The organism is Pseudomonas baetica (assembly GCF_002813455.1).
In the GTDB taxonomy this organism is placed as follows: Bacteria; Pseudomonadota; Gammaproteobacteria; order Pseudomonadales; family Pseudomonadaceae; genus Aquipseudomonas; species Aquipseudomonas baetica.
This window is the reverse complement of sequence record NZ_PHHE01000001.1, coordinates 4036327-4053939: the sequence shown is the minus strand read 5'-3', so window position 1 is coordinate 4053939 and position 17613 is coordinate 4036327. Positions and strand designations below refer to the sequence as shown.

Here is a 17613-nt window from a genome sequence, read left to right as displayed (position 1 = left end):
TACATTGTCTGTCGAGCCCTCCGCTCACATAACAACAAGCAGGAGCATCGGCATGTCGTTACAAGGCAAAACCCTGTTCATCACTGGCGCCAGCCGTGGCATTGGCCGTGAGATCGCGCTGCGTGCCGCGAAGGACGGGGCCAATATCGTGATTGCGGCCAAGAGCGCCGAACCGCACGCCAAGTTGCCCGGCACCATCCACAGCGTCGCTACGGAAGTCGAAGCGGCGGGCGGCAAAGCCTTGGCGTTGCAACTGGATGTGCGTGACGACGACGCGGTGCGCCAGGCGTTAGCGAAGGCCAACGAACATTTCGGCAGCATCGATGCGCTGGTGAACAACGCCGGGGCGATCAAATTGACCGGCGTGCAACACATCGAACTCAAGCGTTTCGACCTGATGCACCAGATCAACACCCGCGCGGTGCTGCTGTGCAGCCAGGCCGCCCTGCCCTATCTGAAAAGATCCGGTGGACACATCCTCAACCTGTCGCCGCCACTGAATCTGGCGACCAAGTGGTTCGCCCAATACAGCCCGTACACCGTGACCAAGTACGGCATGAGCATGCTGACTTTGGGCATGAGTGAGGAATTTGCCAATTACGGCATCAGCGTCAACTCACTGTGGCCGCAGACGATGATTGCCACGGCAGCGATCGAGTTTCAGTTGGGCAATCGCGAGTCATTCAAGCATGCGCGCACGCCCGCGATCATGGCGGATGCGGCGCATGTGATTCTGAGCAGCAGCGGGCGGCAGATCAGCGGGCGCTTGCTGATTGATGAGGAGATTTTGCGCGAGAGCGGTGTGAGCGAATTCAATCACTATCGCTTCGAGCCGGACAGCGACGCAACCCTGATGCCCGACCTGTTCATTGATTGAAACGCATAACCCCTGTGGGAGCGGGCTTGCTCGCGAAGGCGTCGAATCAGCCAACATCACCGTTGAATGATACAGCGCTTTCGCGAGCAAGCCCGCTCCCACATTGGAATGTCGTCGTCCATTAGAATTCGATGCGCACGTCGCCTTTGGGCACGCTGCAGCACGACAAGATAAAACCTTCCGCCTCGTCGTCCTCGGTAATCCCGCCGTTGTGATCCATCTCCACTTCTCCCCCCAGCTTGAGCACCTTGCACGTCCCGCAAATCCCCATGCCGCAGGCTTTCGGGATCATCAGGCCGAGCTTGGCCGCCGCCGCATGCACGGTCTCACCCGGTGCCACACGAATGCTCTTGCCGGACGCGGTGAATTCGACCTGATGCAGATCCGCGGCATCGATTTCCGGTGCGTCGGCCGCCTGTTCGGCTTGCTCCACCGCATCGGCGCGAGCCTCGGGCGGTGTGGCGCCGAAGGATTCCTCGTGGTAACGCGACATGTCGTAGCCGGCCACTTCCAGCAGGCGCTTGACCGCATTCATGTACGGCGTCGGGCCGCAGCAGAACACTTCGCGCTCAAGGAAGTCGGGAACCATCAGTTCGAGCATCTTGTGATTGAGGTAGCCACGATACCCGGCCCACGGCTCACCCAAGCCGTGCTTCTCGCAGATCAGGTGCAGGCTGAAGTTGTCGATCCGCGACGCCATGTGTTCCAGCTCGCGGTGGTAAATGATGTCTTTCGGCGAGCGCGCGCTGTGGATAAACGTCATGTCGACGTTGGCGTTGGTGTCGTAGAACCAGCGCGCCATCGACATGCACGGGGTGATCCCCACGCCGCCGCTCAGGTAGAGGACTTTCGGGCTCGGGAAGTCGATAGCGTTGAACAGCCCGACCGGCCCGTGCACCGCCAGTTCCTGACCTTCATGCAGGGTGTCGTGCAACCAGTTCGACACCTTGCCGCCCGGCACGCGTTTGATGGTCACCGAAAAGCTGTACGGCACCGACGGCGAGCTGGAGATCGTGTACGAGCGCATGATCGGCTGGCCGTCGATTTCCAGCTCCAGGGTCACGAACTGCCCGGGCTTGAAGAAGAACAGGATCGGCTGATCAGCCATAAAGCAGAAGGTGCGCACGTCCCAGGTTTCCTGGATGACTTTGACGCAACGGACGATGTGTCGGCCATTGGCCCAGGTCTGGGTGGTGACCGGATTCAGGAAGCTGTTGGACATGCTGTTCTCCACGGCCGACTGTCGGCCTTCATGTGGCGATTCTGCGTATAGCGCAGACGGCCCGTTTACCTATCCGCGACATTGACATACTTATCGCGACCAGCCCCCAACCACCGGGGGTTGCGCGTCGGGAACAGATTGCACCATGTCGCCCATGGATAAGGTTCCCGCCTGCGCCGGCCCCACACTCGCCTCACACCAAGACGAATTCTTTACACCTTGCGTAGCAACCGTTTACAGCACACCTGATTAGCCACTTTCGCCGGCCACGCAGATGGCCATGAGGATCACATCGATGGACGTCACCGCAAAAATCAGCCTGGGCGATCCGCTGGAACCCGCACGCAAGGCCACCGCACAGATGCTGCAGGAACGTGAGCGCACCTTCTCGCTGCCGCAACCGTTCTACAGCGACGAGCGGCTGTTCGATATCGACATGCAGGAGATCTTCCAGAAAGAGTGGTTGATCGCCGGCATGACCTGCGAGATCCCGGCCAAGGGCAACTACATCACCCTGCAGATCGGCAAGAACCCGATCATCGTCATTCGTGGCGCCGACGGCGTCGTCCATGCGTTCCACAACGTCTGCCGCCACCGTGGCTCGCGCCTGTGCACCAGCGACAAGGGCAAGGTCGCCAAACTGGTCTGCCATTACCATCAGTGGACGTATGAGCTGGATGGCCGCCTGCTGTTCGCCGGCACCGAGATGGGCGCCGACTTCGACATGAAGCAGTACGGCCTGAAACCGGTGAACGTGAAGACTGCCGGCGGCTACATCTTCATCAGCCTGGCCGAGAACCCGCCGGCCATCGATGACTTCCTGTCGACGCTGAACCATTACATGGAACCGTACGACATGGAGAACACCAAGGTGGCGATTACCACCACCTTGATGGAAAAGGCCAACTGGAAACTGGTGCTGGAAAACAACCGCGAGTGCTACCACTGCAACGCGTCGCACCCGGAACTGCTGAAAACCTTGCTGGAATGGGACGACGTCACCGACCCGCGCGCCGATCAGGCGTTCAAGGATCACGTCGCCGCCTCCGCCGCTGCCTGGGAAGCCGAGAAGATCCCTTACGCCCACGCCAGTTTCGGCCTGCGTAACCGCATCGTGCGTATGCCGCTGCTCAAGGGCACCGTGTCGATGACCCTCGACGGCAAACAGGGCTGCGCCAAACTGATGGGCCGGATCAAGAACCCGGACCTCGGTTCGATGCGCATCCTGCACCTGCCGCACTCGTGGAACCACTGCATGGGCGACCACATCATCGTCTTCACCGTGTGGCCGATCAGCGCCCAGGAAACCATGGTCACCACCAAGTGGCTGGTGCACAAGGATGCGGTGGAAGGCGTGGATTACGACGTCGACCGCATGCGCCAGGTGTGGGACGCGACCAACGATCAGGATCGTCGTCTGGCCGAAGAGAACCAGCGCGGGATCAACTCCACGGCGTACCAGCCTGGGCCGTACTCGAAGACTTATGAGTTTGGTGTGGTCAACTTTGTGGATTGGTACAGCGAGCGGATGCTGAACAACCTCGGCGCCGAGCCTGCGCCTTACCTCAAAGGCGTGCCGGTTCAGGGCTAACAGCAACAGCTTCGCGAGCAAGCCCGCTCCCACATTTTGGAATGCGTTCCAACTGTGGGAGCGGGCTTGCTCGCGAAGGGGCCGTCACCGTCACCCCATCACTTCGATGACCACCTCACCGACCCATCCTCACCAATAAACTCCTCAAAAATCTCTTCCCCCACCAACCTGATTTTCGCGTACCCGTTCAACACCCGATCCGGATACGCCGGGTCCTTCGCACTCTGCGTCTCCGACCAGAGCACCCGCGAATGCCCGTCCAGCTCACTGGCGTTGCCGTAGGGAATCGCCCCGTGCCCGGCGCAACGCGCATGCAGGCCACCCTGTTGCGCGTAGACGATGCCGTTGTGCAGATGCCCCCAATACCAGTAATCCGGCTCGCGCCCCAGCGCATCGCACACCGGTTGATACAGCGCGGTCTTGTTGTGCCCGGAAATATCGAAGCCCTGGTGATGGCTGAGCACCATGATCTTTTTGCGTTTCGGCAGGCCTTTCATCCACACGATCTGCGGCTCGTTGAGGGTGCCGTCCATGTACAGGTTCATCGCGTCCGAGGCGTACGCCGAGTCCAGCCCGACCACCAGCCAGTCGTCGTTGATCAAGGCGAAGTAACTGGTGCCCTGCTGCCCCGGAAAGCGCTTGGCCAGTTCCTTGAAATAACCGTGGGCGCCGCTGTACATCTCGTGATTGGAGTTGAGGGTGAACGAGCCGTGGCTGCCCATCGGCCAACCGGCCATGTCGACGTCTTCCTGGGAATGGCTGCCGGCGTAGTAGACGTCGCCCAGATGGATGGTGAAATCAGCCTGGGCCAGTTGCATCTGGTTGGCGACTGAAACCGCCGGCGCATGACTGTCGAAAGGGCCGGTGCCCCAGTCGCCGGCAATCGCCAGGGTCACGTCGCGCTCCATCTGTACCACCGCCGGGTCGGTGCCGAAGGTCGCGTGATGGCGCAGGTTTTCGATCCACTTGAGCAGCGCCTCGCTCCACAGCAGATCCAGCAGTTCCCATTTGCGACAGCCGAGCAGACTGCCGTCCTTCAGCACCCGGGTTTGCAGTTGATCGCTCGACTGCGGCAACGGCGTGGCATTGCCGATGCGCAGGATCGACAAACCGTGGGACAGCTCCCAGGGGACGCTCGGCTCGTCGTCCGGCAACTCGCCGTTTTTCAGCACGTACTGCGCCTGATCGTGACCACGTTGGAGCAACTTGAGAATGGCCTCGAACTCCTTCGGTTCAAGTTCGCTGATGAGCTTCATCCAGGCCATTTCCATGCGCGTGAACAAGCCGTGAATGCGCACTTTGACCTTGTCGTATTCGTGTTTCAGATGACCGACCGCTGACATGGCGTAATCCTCTATCCGTAAGGGCTCACAGGGTTTTCATGAATTCGATCAGCGCACGCTTGTCGGCGTCCGACAGCTGCGTGCCATACAAGTGACCGGTGTTGTGGTTGCCCTCCAGCCGGGTGTCGTATTTGAAGTCGGCCGAGGCTTTGGCTTGCGCGCCGCGGGTGACAAACCCGACATTGACCGGGTCGTAGACGTCGGAGCCGGTGACGAACACCTGCGGACGTTTTTCCGGCGGTTGCAGCAAGTCCCATAGCGTCGGCACCGAGCCGTTGTGCAGGTACGGTGCGCGCAGCCAGATGCCGTCGGTTGGCGTGTTGCTGTAGCTCTGGGTCTTGCGGTAGGCGCCGAAGTCGAAGGGCGGCTTCTTGAAAGTGTGAAACGCAGTCACCAGACCGGTGGTGAACGAGTCCAGCCGATGCGGATCGGTGCCGAGCTGGTCGATGTTGGTGGTGACCTGCCCGGTATCGGCACGACCGAAGTCATGACAACCGGCGCAGTTGTTGTCCCAGATCGGTTTGCCCTGCGCGACCTTGGCCTGATCCAGCGTCCACGGCCAGGCCGGTGGCTTGTGCCCGAGCAGCCAGTTGGTCACCCGGTTGAAGCTTGGCGGCAGCACCGATTCGGGCGTCGCACCGACAGCCATCGCGGCGGCGTAGTTGCGCTCGTGAATCTTGTTGTTATTGCCGTCCCAGTGCAGGTACATCGATTCGCGCGGTTTCTGGTTCCAGACTTGCGGCAGATCGACGGTGCCGATGGTCGAGTCATCCGGGAAGCCGAACACCACCATTTTCGTCGGGTTGAAGGTGTCCGTGCGCCCAGGTCCCTGTTGCGGTCGCAGCTTTTGCCAGGCGTAGGCCTGTTTCTGCTTGAGCAGTGCGCTCTTGGCCATCGGCATGATCAGGTAGCGGTTGTAGAGCTTCTCGAAAAACCCCAACTGAAACTTGCCGTTGATCGCCGCCATCACCGCGTCGGTGGTGAATTTCGGATCGCTGGCGCAATCGTAGGCGAACCACTGGAAGGCTTGCAGTTGCAGGGTGTTGGCCGGCGCACTCGGCACGTTGACCGCGACGTCGCTGGCGTTGGCCCGGTAGGAGCCGGTGTGGCACAGCGCGCAGTTCGGCTCCACCGTCGGGTAACCTATCTGCCGCTTGGCCATGCCGATCGGCAGGTCCTTGCCGTTCTCAAAGAGGAAACCGAAGACTTCCCAGCCGCCGGGTTTTGGCAGTTTTTCCGGGCACATCTGTGGCAATACGGCGAACAGGTAATAGGGGATTCGCGCTTCGATCCCGAGGCCGATGGCAGCGTATTTGTAGTGGTCTTCGTCGGAAGCGTACTGCTGTTCAGGCACGACGCGGAGCATCTGATACCAGGTTTGGTAACCGATAAAACCGAGCACCGCGACCACGATCAAGGCGCCGACCTTGAAGGTGTGACTCTGCCATTGCCGCGCCCACGCGGCGCGCCACTCGCGCCAACCATCACAGAGCAAGGCCCATGGCCGGTTCTGCGGCGTGGTACCGAGGTACAGCAGAATGCCGAGAATCAGGAAAAAGCTCAGATCGCCCAGCAACATCGGGACGAACACCGAGCCTTGATTGCTGGTGTTGATCAGGTAGATCCAGAACACCACGGCGATCAACCGCGTCAGTACGCACAGCCAGGAATGCACCACGTAGCGCGGCGCGTTGAAGCCTGACGGCATGTAGAACACGCTGATGCCGACCAGCAGCATCCCGGCGTTTTCCAGCCATGGATCGGAGAGTTGCGGCGGCAAGCCGACCACCGATGTCAGCAAACCCGGCGCAAACAGCGCGGGGATCGCGAACACCATGTTCATTGCAATGCCTAGCCAGATGAAGCGTTGAAACCAGCGGATGTAGGTGTCCATGTCATCCATTTCCTTGTGCAGACCCAAGAGATGTAGTGCCTGACCTACCGCTTTCGCGAGCAAGCCCGCTCCCACAATGGATTGGGGATTCCCCCTGATTTTGTGCCTGACACAAAACCCTGTGGGAGCGGGCTTGCTCGCGAACGGGGCGACTCGGTCTCAAGTCAACCGAGGGCGGTTTTCTCCAGGTGTTCAAGGATGATCGGATAGACATCGACCACCGCGTTCTTGCCGAACATGCAGTCGATGTGGCCGTAACCCGGCACCACCTGCCGGCTGTAACGCTGTGGCCCGTGCATATCGCACAAACGCTGGTAGGTCTTGAGGGTGCTTTCCGGCAGATAACACTGGTTGTCGGCGCCGCTGATAAAGCAGATCGGCATGGTCAGCCGGTCAAAGTGTGGCATGTACACATCGTTGCCTTTGAAATCCACCAGATGCCCTTTGCGCACGATCAGCGCCAGATGCTCGAAGGTCTCGATATTCGACTCGCCGAACAACTCGTGCAGGTTGTCGTGCAGGGTTTCATTGAGGGTGTCGTGACGATACAGCGAGGCGTACATGAAGGTGATGCGGTGGCACACCGGGTTGGTGCAATAGCCCTGGGCTTCGATCCGCGCGTAGCCGTTGAGGGCTTTGTCGTAGAGTTTGTTGAACCAGTTTTCCTTGCTGTCGGCGTAGGCCGTCATCGACTTGATGCCGATGGCGTCGAGCATGCCCGGCAGGTGCAGCCCGGCCTTCAACCCCGTTGCGGTGGCGACCACGGTATCGGCGGCAATCTGCGAGCAGACCACCGAGCGCACCCCCTGCAACCCGGCCAGCAGCGACATGAAGAAGGTGGTCGCGCCGTAGCAATGCACGACGCACTGCACGTCTTTGGCGCCGGTTTGCTGCTGAATCTGCGCGATGGCTGCCTTGAAGTCGTACTGGGCGATCTGGTCGCCGTTCCACTCCTTCTTGCTCGCCGGCAGCAGAATGCTCACCCGGAAGTCCAGCAGCCAGACGTCGTAGTCGTGCTTGCACAGGTATTCGAGCAGGTTGGTCTGGATGGTGTCGGTGGAGAAAATGTTCGAGCCCACGCCCAAACCATGCACCAGCATCACCGGGCCTTTGGTCCCCGCCTGATAACGCGTCAGGCGCAGTTCGACGCCATCCTCGGTGGGGAAGAAATGCACCGCCGGGGTTGGCGCGTCCAGTGGCCGTTTCAACCGTGGCGGCGCGTCGGGATTGAAGTAGATATCCCCGGCAAACACCCCGCCATAACTCTCCCAGAGAATCCCGGCGAAGAACTTGCCAAAGCGTGCCAGCCCTTCAATGCGCTCACGCTCGTTACGCGCGTTGAGCACTTTCATGGTGGTCATCTGTTTGGCGAAGTCGGTCGGATGGATGTGCATCACCCCGGAGCCGATCACCTCGCCAGACTTGTCCGGCCCGCGATACAGCGTCACGTAGAGGGTGCTGGTGTCGTGCCAGATGTTCAGCACGCCGTTGTCTTCCGGCACGGTTTTGAAGGCGCTGAAGAAATAGTCGCTGCCGTCCTCGGCGGTCAGTTTCATGTCGTACTTCATGTGGCGCGTATCGACCTGTTGCTCGAATTGTTCGAACAGGTTGAACACGCCGTTGCTCGCAGTCAGCGACTGCGGTGACAGCGCTGGGGCGATGACAGTGCCAACGATGGTCGCCGCGTGCTCGGGTTCCTTGATCATGCGGTTGAGGTCGTTGGCGGTGATGGTCAGGGTGAAGTCGATCTGCCAGCCCCGGTCGGCGGCGAGCAGGCCCATGTTGCGCTCGCTCACGGCGGAAATGGTCAGCAGCGGATTGACCGCCAGCGACGTCGGAATCACCGCGCCGTCGGTCACGTACAGATTGGCGTAGACATCGGTGCCGGCAGCGCCGCTGAACACCTGGCCCTTGTGATTGACCACGCCTTGCCCGGCGTCCTCGCCCATTACGCAACCGCCCAATGGATGCACCGAGACGATGCTGTGCTTGAGCAGTTTGGTCCAGATCGGATTTTCCACCCAGACGCCACCGAGCGCCTTGGTGCTCTGGTGCAGGCGGTCATTGCCGAGCTTGAAGTTCTCTTGCTCGCCGACGCCCGGCCAGTCGATGCGCAACTGATCCTTGTTATCCAGGACCATCCGCCCCTGGCCGCTGTCGTGACTCATGATCAGGTAGGTCTGCATGTTGTGCAGCGCGCCGTAATACGGGCCGCGCAGAAAACTTTCGGCCTCGCGTTCCTTGTATTTCACCTTGCCGCTGAAGCTGTCGTCGGTGGCCACACCGAGCATCTCGGCGAAGCCGGCCATGCTTGGCACCATCGGCCGGCCAAGGGCGCCGGGGATCGAGCCTTCTTCGATGACCATGCGACTGCGCCAATCGCCTTCGGTGCGCATGTCGATGACCGAGGTGATGCAGGGGCCGACCGGGTGCAGTTCCTTGGCCGGGTGCGCGCCGAAACCGATGCCGTTGATGGTCTGCTCGCAGTTGTGACCGAAACCGAGAATGTCACCGTTGCCGCTCATGTTTTCGCCGAGCTGGCCGGACATCACCAGCCCTTTGTCGCGCGAGCGCAGCAGAACTTCCGTGGAGCCCAGCGTGCCGGCGGACACCACGACGATGTCGGCCTTCACAAACAGCGTCGGCGCGGAAAACTTCTCGCGACCGCTGTCCAGATACTGGAAGTGCACAATCCAGCCGTCACCGTCACGCTCCAGATGCCGCACTTGGGCCTGACAGAAAATCTCCGCGCCGTGGTTCCAGGCGTCCGGCAGATAGTTCATCAGCGTGGTGTTCTTGGCCTTGTTGTTACAGCCCGACACGCAGTCGCCACAGTGGTTGCATGGCAGTTGTTCGACGCCGACGTGGTTGAGGTTATTGGGCAGTTTGTCGAAGGTGACGTTGATCGGCGGCTTGTAGAAGTGCGCGCCTTGCTTGAGGTACTCCGCGGACTTTTTGTTGGCGTCGAGCTTGGGCAGATTGGGTGAAGTGTCCGGATAAGGATTGGGCTTGAGCATTTCCCGGGCACGGGCATAACCATCCTTGAGCAAGGTGTCGCGGTGTTCACGCACTGCCTGCGGCCAGCGCGGATCATCGAACACGCCGGGCTCCGGCTCCAGGGCCACGTTGGCGTTGATCAGCGAAGTACCGCCGAGGCCGCAACCGACCACGACGTTTTGCTGAGCGTTGACATGCAGGTCGAACAACCCGGTGCGCGAGCCGATATGACCGTCGGGGTCATGCACCTGCAATTCTTCGGTGGCGGCAATCATGGTGTTGGGGTATTCGCCGGGCTGGATTTCCCGACCGCGTTCGAGCAGGCACACACGTTTGCCGGCACGGGACAGGCGCGAGGCAGCAATACCGCCGCCGTAGCCTGAACCAATGACGATGACGTCGTAGTGTTCCTTGATCTCGCTGATGGGCGTTGCGATCCGTGTCATGAGGTGGTTCCTCTAATCAGGCAGATGGGGGCAACTCTGCGGTTGCCTGCAATCGGTGGGCGAACGGGCACCTGGCCTCCGGGGCGGACCCGGCGACAGCACAGCGGTTGAGGCATGACTTATGCGCTATAGACGCGCGTGTTGATTGACCGCACGACGTAACGTGCGCTTGCGTGGCGAGGGGGTTGGGCGATGTGGGCGGCTATCCATCATGCGTTCTCCCAGAACCTGATGTGGATAAGTGACGGCTGTCCTTGTGCCATTGCAGTGAAGACAGCGCCGGAATCGAAGTCAAGGCAGTCGCTTAGAACTGTATGAAATGTGATCAATTGCCATTTGGACTATGGCCGGCGGGGCTTGCAGGGTTCGACGAACAAGTTATCCACATAGCCACCCACAGCAAATGGGGGTAACTGTGGATGAGCGAGAAAGCAACTCGCTGATTTGTGAAGAAAAAGCGTGACTTATCCAGAAGCAGGGTTTGCACAAACGATCGATCACTATTTGATCAACAGTCTGTATCGCCCGCTCTGCGTGGCTTGCAGAGGATGGCGAACACCTTATCCACAGAAGCGCCAACAGAGAACGGGGGTAAGTTTTGCGGTTCTGTGGAAAAGCGCTGCAGGGTCTGAAAAAACGTGGGCTGGAGAGAGGTTCGCAGGCCTGCGAAGGGTATTTGATCGTTTTTTAATCAAACCCATACAAGCCATGTTTTATAAGGCTCGCAGCGTATAGCGAACATCTTATCCACAGAAGCGCCAACAGAGATTGGGGGCAACTTGTGTAGTTACCCAAGGAGAAAAGCCAGGAAAAACCGCGACTTAGGCTGGTTGTTTTTTGATCTGAGGCCTGCAAGCCACGGTTGACGTGACTTGCAGTGAAGCGCGAACACGTTATCCACAGACTGACCAACAGGGATTGTGTGTAAATTGGCTGTGAATGAATTCCAATGTGGGAGCGAGCCTGCTCGCGAAGGCGTTAGATCAGTCGACACATGTATCAATTGACAGTCCGCCTTCGCGAGCAGGCTCGCTCCCACTGGGATTGCTCAGGCCTGGAAGATGATGGCTAACGGACGACGCCTTCTTCGATCAGCAGTTTGAGAATCGCTTCAGCGCCGGCCTGTGCGGAAACGCCCTTGAGCACTTGCCCGCCACCGCCACTGGCCTTGGCCGTAGCTGCCTTCATCCGGTCAGCACCACTTTTGGCCTTGATCACTTTCAAGCGTTTCGGCCGAGGCTTGGCCGGTTGCAATGTCGCTACTGCGAGCAATTCATCGTCCAGCACTTGCACATCTTCGGCATTCAGCACGCCGCGACGTGCCGGCCCATAAGCACTCTGCCGAGGCTTGGGAGCTGCGTTATCCACAGTCGCCAGAAACGGCAACTTCACCCTCAACCGCCGCCGCTGCCCGCGCGGCAACGCTTGCAGCACCAGCGCCGAACCGTCATTGATCGACTCGACCTGGGCCAACCCGACCACCAGCGGCCAGCCCAACCCTTCGGCCAGCAGAAACGGCAACATCCCCGAGCCTTCACCGGTTTCCGCCTGGCTACCGGTCAGCACCACCTGCGCACCGGCATCACGTAGATACGCGGTCAGCGCCGGCAATGCATCTGCGCCCGCCGGTTGCTCCAGCACATGCATCTGCTCCAGCCCCATGCCCAGATAGGCGCGCAATGCGGGCTCGGCAACATCCCCGGCGTGCAGCACTTGCAGGTTATCCCCAGCCAGTTGCAGGCCCAGCTCCACGGCGCGTGCGTCCTGTTCGGCGCGACGTGGCCGGCCGGAGGTCGGGTGGGCGCCGATTGAAACCAAAGTGATGATTTTTGTGTTCATAGCCGTTCCTTAAGCCGCATCGCGCTTGGCGTCGTTGCGGTAAGCCTCAACCGCCGCGATCAAGGCTTGAAGAATCTCCGCGCTCTCGCCGATCACCGACAGGTCGGCGCGTTTGATCATGTCGCAACCCGGATCGAGGTTGATCGCCACCACCTTGTCGCACGCTCCAATGCCTTGCAGATGCTGGATCGCCCCGGAAATACCCACCGCGACATACACCCGCGCGGTGACCCAGGTGCCGGACGCGCCGACCTGCCGATCACGCGCCATGAAGCCATCGTCCACCGCCACCCGCGAGGCGCCTTCGGTGGCGCCCAATGCGGCGGCAGTCTGGTGGAACAGCGCCCAGTCCTTGACGCCGTTGCCGCCGGAGAAGATGAACTCGGCCTCGGCCATCGGAATCGCTGCCGGATCGACGGCCACTGCACCGAGATCTTCGATCCGCGACAAGCTGCGCGCGACACTTGTGGATAACTCCACGGGCAGCGCTTCGTGACGGGTTTCACTGACAGGTTCCGCACATTCGGCCGAGGCCAGAATCAACCGCGCAACCGGACGGGCCAAATCCTGCAGGCCCGCGCCAGCGCGGCCGATGCACTCCTGATCCTTGACCTGCCACACGCGGGTCGCCGGGCGCTCGCCCAATGCCGCAGCAAAGCGCCGACCCAGTTCACCGCCACCGCTGCGGCTGTCCGGCAGCAGCCAGTGACGTGGACTGAACTGGTTATCCACAGCGCGCAAACCTTGCACGCGTTGCTCCGGTGCATAACCGCTGAATGCTTCGCCCTCCAGCACCAGCAAGCGATCGACGCCTGCGGTGGCGAAGGCGTTTTCCTTGTGCTCGCCGAAGACCACGGCCAACACCGCGCCGTCCTTGCCGGCCAGTTGATGCGCGAGGCCGAGCAAGTCGCGGTCGTGGCTGCTCAAGCGGCCGCCGACCATGTCCGGCACCACGTTGATGTAGAACGCCGGGGCCGGCACCTGATGCAACGGCAGTTGCACTTCAACCGTGGCCGAGCGTTTGACCGCCCCACCCTGCTGCGCGCCGCTGCGGTCAATGCGTTTGAGGCCGTTGGGGCCAATGAAACCGATGCCGTGCAGGTTCTTGCGGATGACGCCGTTGGGCCCCATCCAGCTGTGTTGCGCCGGTTGCATGGCCGCGTGCAGCGGATGCAGACGGTTGCGGGCAATCCATTCGGCGCGCGGGTCACGGCGGATAATGTCGCTCATCAGTGGGCCTCCGCAGGTTCACGTTTGGCCGGCATAGTCGGCTTGCCTGGTGCGGCGTCTTCTAGCAGCGCGTCGGCCACCAGTTCGGCGATGTCCTTGATCAGCGGACGTGGTTCAACCACGCCTTCGAGCATCGCCGTGCATTGTGGACAACCCACGGCCACCAGTTCGGCACCGGTTTCGCGGATGTCTTCCATGCGCATATCAGGAATTCGCTGTTTACCCGGAATGTCGGTGATCGGCGCCCCGCCACCGCCGCCGCAGCAGCGCGAACGAAAGCCCGAACGTTGCATCTCTTTGACTTCGATACCCAGCGCACGCAGCACTTCACGCGGCGCCTCGTACTCACCGTTGTAGCGGCCGAGGTAGCACGGATCGTGATAGGTCACGCTGTTGCCTTTGTGCTGACCGAGGTTGAGCGCGCCGGCCTGGATGATTTCCGCCATGTAAGTGCTGTGGTGCTGCACCAGGTAGTTGCCATCGAACGCGCCGTATTCGTTTTTCAGCACATGGAAACTGTGTGGATCGCAGGTGACGATGCGGTTGAAACTGTATTTGGCCAAGGTCTGGATGTTGCGTTTGGCGAGCAACTGGAAGGTGGCTTCATCACCCAGACGACGAGCAACGTCTCCGCTGTCGCGCTCTTCCAGGCCCAACACAGCGAAGTCGATTTTCGCTGCTTTCAGCACTTTGACGAACGCACGCAGGGTGCGTTGGTTGCGCATGTCGAAAGCGCCGTCGCCGACCCAGAACAGCACGTCGGTGGATTTCTTTTCGCTGAGCAGATTGAGGTTCAAATCCGCCGCCCAGTTCATCCGCCCGCCCGGGGCGAAACCGCCGGGGTTGTCGGTGGCGATAAGATTTTCCAGGACTTCGGCGCCCTTGTTCGGCGTCGAGCCTTTTTCCAGCGTGAGGTGACGGCGCATGTCGACGATGGCGTCGACATGCTCGATCATCATCGGGCACTCCTCGACGCAAGCGCGGCACGTGGTGCACGACCACAGGGTTTCGGCATCGACCAGACCGTTGACGATCGGTTGATGCGGATTGCCGCTGTGTTCGCCCACAGGCTTGCCCGGATAGGGACTACCGGCGAAGCTGGCATCGGTGCCGCCAGCGAGGCCGACGACCATGTCCTGAATCAGTTTCTTCGGGTTCAGCGGCTGGCCGGCAGCGAAGGCCGGGCACGCCGCTTCGCACTTGCCGCACTGCACGCAAGCGTCGAAACCGAGCAACTGGTTCCAGGTGAAATCCTTGGGTTTTTCCACGCCTAGCGGCGCGGAGGGATCGTTGAGATCCAGCGGTTTCAAACCGGAGGAACGACCGCCACCAAAACGTTCGGCGCGACGGTGCCAGGCCAGGTGCAGGGCACCGGCAAAGGCGTGCTTCATCGGCCCGCCCCAGGTCATGCCGAAGAACAACTCCGACACACCCCACAGCACACCGACGCCGAGAATCACCGCCAGTATCCAGCCGCCGAAGTTTTCCGGAAGGATTCCGGCCACCGGCAAGGTCACCAGAAAGTACGACGCCGAGAACGCCAGCAGGCTTTTCGGCAAGCGCATCCACGGGCCTTTCGACAACCGTGCCGGCGGGTTGCGCCGACGCAGGTAAACAAAGATCGCACCGACGAACATCACGGTTGTCATCAGCAGCAAGGCGTAACCGAGGATGCGGTTATGCAGGCCGAAACCGTGCACCAGAATCGCCAGCACAATCGACGCCACCGCGCCGCCGGCCGTGGCCACGTGGGTGTTGGCGATGTATTTGTCCCGCGCCACCACATGGTGCAAGTCGACCATGTAGCGCTTGGGCATGGCGAACAGGCCGCCGATCAGATCGACCTTCGAGGCCCGGCCCCGGCGCCACATCGCTACCCGCCGCAACGCGCCGAGGACACCAAGGCCCAGGGCGGCGAACAACAGGATTGGAAGAAGGGTGTTCAACATAGGTGAAGCTCCCACCAGTACAGCCTGGAGAAACACGGTCTGCATTACTGTGGGAGCGGGCCTGCTCGCGAAAGCGCTGGATCAGTCAGCTCATTTAGAACTGACAGAATGCATTCGCGAGCAAGCCCGCTCCCACAGGGGTCATGTGCAAGCCCTCAGAAGTCTTTGCACAACCGCAGGGCGTCGTAGATCGCAGCGTGGGTATTTCGCTGCGCCACGCAATCGCCGATGCGGAACAGCAAGTAGCCGTCTCCGGTGGTGCTCAGCGAAGGCTGCGGCTTGATCGCGAACAAGGCATCAATATCGATCTGGCCCTTGTTGCGCGAACCGTCCTTGAGCCCGTAATACAGCTCTTCGTCCGGGCGCACGCCGTTTTCCACCACCACTTGATCGACCACCCGCTCCTCTTTGGCGCCGGTGTATTCGTTCTCCAGCACGGCGATGAGTTTGTCGCCTTCGCGGTAGACCTTCTCCAGCATCATGTCGCCAGTCATGATCACTTCTTTCGGGTACATGCTGCGGTAGTAGGTCGGGAACGACGTACCGCCGATGGCCACGCCCGGTTTGATGTCGTCGGTGACGATCTCGACCTGGCTGCCCTTGTCGGCGAGGAAGTCGGCAACCGACATCCCGGTGAACTCGCAAATGGTGTCGTAGACCAGCACGTTCTTGCCCGGCGCGACCTTGCCGTCGAGCACATCCCAGCTGCTGACCACCAGCCCTTCGGCGGCGCCCCAGTGTTCGTTCTGCTCAAGGAACGGATGCCCGCCCACCGCCAGCACCACCACGTCCGGACGCAGATCGAGGATGGTCGCCGCGTCGGCAGCCGTGCCCAGGCGCAGGTCGACTTTCAGCCGCGCCAGTTCCAGCTGGAACCAACGGGTGATACCCGCAATCTGGTCACGCTGTGGTGCTTTCGACGCCGTGGTGATCTGCCCGCCGATGAATTCTTTTTTCTCGAACAGGGTCACGTCGTGGCCTCGTTCGGCCGCAACACGCGCGGCCTCCATCCCGGCCGGACCGGCGCCGACCACCACCACTTTGCGTTTGACGCCCGTGGACTTCTCGATGATGTGCGGCACGCCCATGTATTCACGGGAGGTCGCGGCGTTCTGGATGCACAGCACATCCAGCCCTTGATACTGGCGGTCGATGCAGTAGTTGGCGCCGACGCACTGTTTGATCTGGTCGATCTGGCCCATCTTGATCTTGGCGATCAGGTGCGGGTCAGCGATATGCGCGCGGGTCATGCCGACCATGTCGACGTAACCGCCTTCGAGAATGCGCGTGGCCTGGTTTGGGTCCTTGATGTTCTGCGCGTGCAGCACCGGGGCCTTGACCACTTCCTTGATACCGGCAGCCAGGTGCAGGAACGGCTCCGGTGGATAACTCATGTTGGGGATTACGTTGGCCAGGGTGTTGTGGGTGTCGCAACCCGAACCGACCACGCCGATGAAGTCGATCATCCCGGTGTCGTCGTAATACTTGGCGATCTGCTTCATGTCTTCGTGGGACAAGCCGTCCGGGTGGAACTCGTCCCCGCACAGACGAATGCCGACGCAGAAATCGTCGCCGACTTCCTTGCGCACAGCCTTGAGCACTTCAAGGCCGAAACGCATGCGGTTCTCGAAGCTGCCACCCCATTCATCGGTACGCTTGTTGACGCGCGGGCTCCAGAACTGGTCGATCATGTGCTGGTGCACGGCGGACAGTTCAACGCCGTCCAGACCACCGGCCTTGGCGCGCGCGGCAGCGGTGGCGTAGTTGCCGATCACCCGCCAGATTTCTTCCGGCTCGATGGTTTTGCAGGTCGCGCGGTGTACTGGCTCACGGATGCCTGACGGCGACAGCAGGGTCGGCCAATGTTCGCCGTCCCAGCGCGAGCGACGGCCCATGTGGGTAATCTGAATCATGATCTTGGCGCCATGCTTGTGCATGGCGTCGGCCAGATTCTGGAAGTGCGGGATGATCCGGTCGTCCGCCAGGTTGACCGACTTCCACCAGCCTTGCGGGCTGTCGATGGCCACACTGGAGGAGCCGCCGCAAATCGCCAGGCCGATGCCGCCCTTGGCTTTCTCTTCGTAGTATTTGACGTAGCGATCGGTGGTCATGCCGCCGTCGGTCGCGTAGACCTCGGCGTGCGCGGTACTGAGCACGCGGTTGCGGATGGTCAGTTTGCCGATCTGGATCGGCTGGAACATTGCTTCGAAAGCCATGGCGGGTTC

General features: G+C 60.9%; 10 protein-coding genes. 2 read left to right on the top strand and 8 right to left on the bottom strand.

Features of this window, described 5'->3' with window-relative positions; genetic code table 11:
- The first annotated feature begins 52 nt into the window (after positions 1 to 52).
- Positions 53 to 877, top strand: coding sequence for an SDR family oxidoreductase (locus tag ATI02_RS18585; protein WP_100847021.1), 825 nt, complete (start codon positions 53 to 55; stop codon positions 875 to 877).
- 121 nt (positions 878 to 998) lie between these two features.
- Here ATI02_RS18585 and gbcB read toward each other — a convergent pair whose 3' ends face one another.
- Positions 999 to 2099, bottom strand: a complete 1101-nt coding sequence (gbcB, locus tag ATI02_RS18575) for a glycine betaine monooxygenase reductase subunit (RefSeq protein WP_100847020.1) — start codon at positions 2097 to 2099, stop codon at positions 999 to 1001.
- Between the two features lie 295 nt (positions 2100 to 2394).
- On the opposite strand from gbcB, the gene gbcA reads away from it, so the two are divergent.
- A complete protein-coding gene (gene gbcA / locus ATI02_RS18565) occupies positions 2395 to 3690 on the top strand; it encodes a glycine betaine monooxygenase oxygenase subunit (protein ID WP_095187121.1) in 1296 nt (431 codons plus the stop codon).
- A gap of 98 nt (positions 3691 to 3788) precedes the next feature.
- Here gbcA and ATI02_RS18560 read toward each other — a convergent pair whose 3' ends face one another.
- From ATI02_RS18560 to dgcA, 7 genes are all read right to left on the bottom strand, one after another.
- Positions 3789 to 5033: a metallophosphoesterase family protein gene (locus tag ATI02_RS18560; protein ID WP_100847019.1), complete on the bottom strand. Its 1245-nt coding sequence runs from the start codon at positions 5031 to 5033 to the stop codon at positions 3789 to 3791.
- 25 nt (positions 5034 to 5058) lie between these two features.
- Positions 5059 to 6927 (bottom strand): c-type cytochrome, encoded by a 1869-nt coding sequence (locus ATI02_RS18555; RefSeq protein ID WP_100847018.1) that lies wholly within the window; start codon positions 6925 to 6927, stop codon positions 5059 to 5061.
- A gap of 164 nt (positions 6928 to 7091) precedes the next feature.
- Positions 7092 to 10370 (bottom strand): alpha/beta fold hydrolase, encoded by a 3279-nt coding sequence (locus ATI02_RS18550; protein WP_100847017.1) that lies wholly within the window; start codon positions 10368 to 10370, stop codon positions 7092 to 7094.
- Between the two features lie 1068 nt (positions 10371 to 11438).
- Positions 11439 to 12209, bottom strand: a complete 771-nt coding sequence (gene etfB / locus ATI02_RS18540; RefSeq protein ID WP_100847016.1) for an electron transfer flavoprotein subunit beta — start codon at positions 12207 to 12209, stop codon at positions 11439 to 11441.
- A 9-nt stretch (positions 12210 to 12218) separates the two neighbouring features.
- Complete coding sequence (etfA, locus tag ATI02_RS18535; RefSeq protein WP_100847015.1) at positions 12219 to 13439, bottom strand: electron transfer flavoprotein subunit alpha; 1221 nt, start codon at positions 13437 to 13439, stop codon at positions 12219 to 12221.
- Positions 13439 to 15388 (bottom strand): dimethylglycine demethylation protein DgcB, encoded by a 1950-nt coding sequence (dgcB, locus tag ATI02_RS18530; RefSeq protein ID WP_100847014.1) that lies wholly within the window; start codon positions 15386 to 15388, stop codon positions 13439 to 13441. Before dgcB ends, etfA begins: the two co-directional genes overlap by 1 nt.
- 155 nt (positions 15389 to 15543) lie before the next feature.
- A complete protein-coding gene (gene dgcA / locus ATI02_RS18525; protein ID WP_100847013.1) occupies positions 15544 to 17604 on the bottom strand; it encodes a dimethylglycine demethylation protein DgcA in 2061 nt (686 codons plus the stop codon).
- Positions 17605 to 17613: the final 9 nt, after the last annotated feature.

What these genes read in the sequence shown, in the direction of transcription:
- ATI02_RS18585 (WP_100847021.1), top strand. Translation starts at nt 53, where the DNA reads ATGTCGTTACAAGGCAAAACCCTGTTCATCACTGGCGCCAGCCGTGGC.
- gbcB (WP_100847020.1), bottom strand. Translation starts at nt 2,099, where the DNA reads ATGTCCAACAGCTTCCTGAATCCGGTCACCACCCAGACCTGGGCCAAT.
- gbcA (WP_095187121.1), top strand. Translation starts at nt 2,395, where the DNA reads ATGGACGTCACCGCAAAAATCAGCCTGGGCGATCCGCTGGAACCCGCA.
- ATI02_RS18560 (WP_100847019.1), bottom strand. Translation starts at nt 5,033, where the DNA reads ATGTCAGCGGTCGGTCATCTGAAACACGAATACGACAAGGTCAAAGTG.
- ATI02_RS18555 (WP_100847018.1), bottom strand. Translation starts at nt 6,927, where the DNA reads ATGGACACCTACATCCGCTGGTTTCAACGCTTCATCTGGCTAGGCATT.
- ATI02_RS18550 (WP_100847017.1), bottom strand. Translation starts at nt 10,370, where the DNA reads ATGACACGGATCGCAACGCCCATCAGCGAGATCAAGGAACACTACGAC.
- etfB (WP_100847016.1), bottom strand. Translation starts at nt 12,209, where the DNA reads ATGAACACAAAAATCATCACTTTGGTTTCAATCGGCGCCCACCCGACC.
- etfA (WP_100847015.1), bottom strand. Translation starts at nt 13,439, where the DNA reads ATGAGCGACATTATCCGCCGTGACCCGCGCGCCGAATGGATTGCCCGC.
- dgcB (WP_100847014.1), bottom strand. Translation starts at nt 15,388, where the DNA reads ATGTTGAACACCCTTCTTCCAATCCTGTTGTTCGCCGCCCTGGGCCTT.
- dgcA (WP_100847013.1), bottom strand. Translation starts at nt 17,604, where the DNA reads ATGGCTTTCGAAGCAATGTTCCAGCCGATCCAGATCGGCAAACTGACC.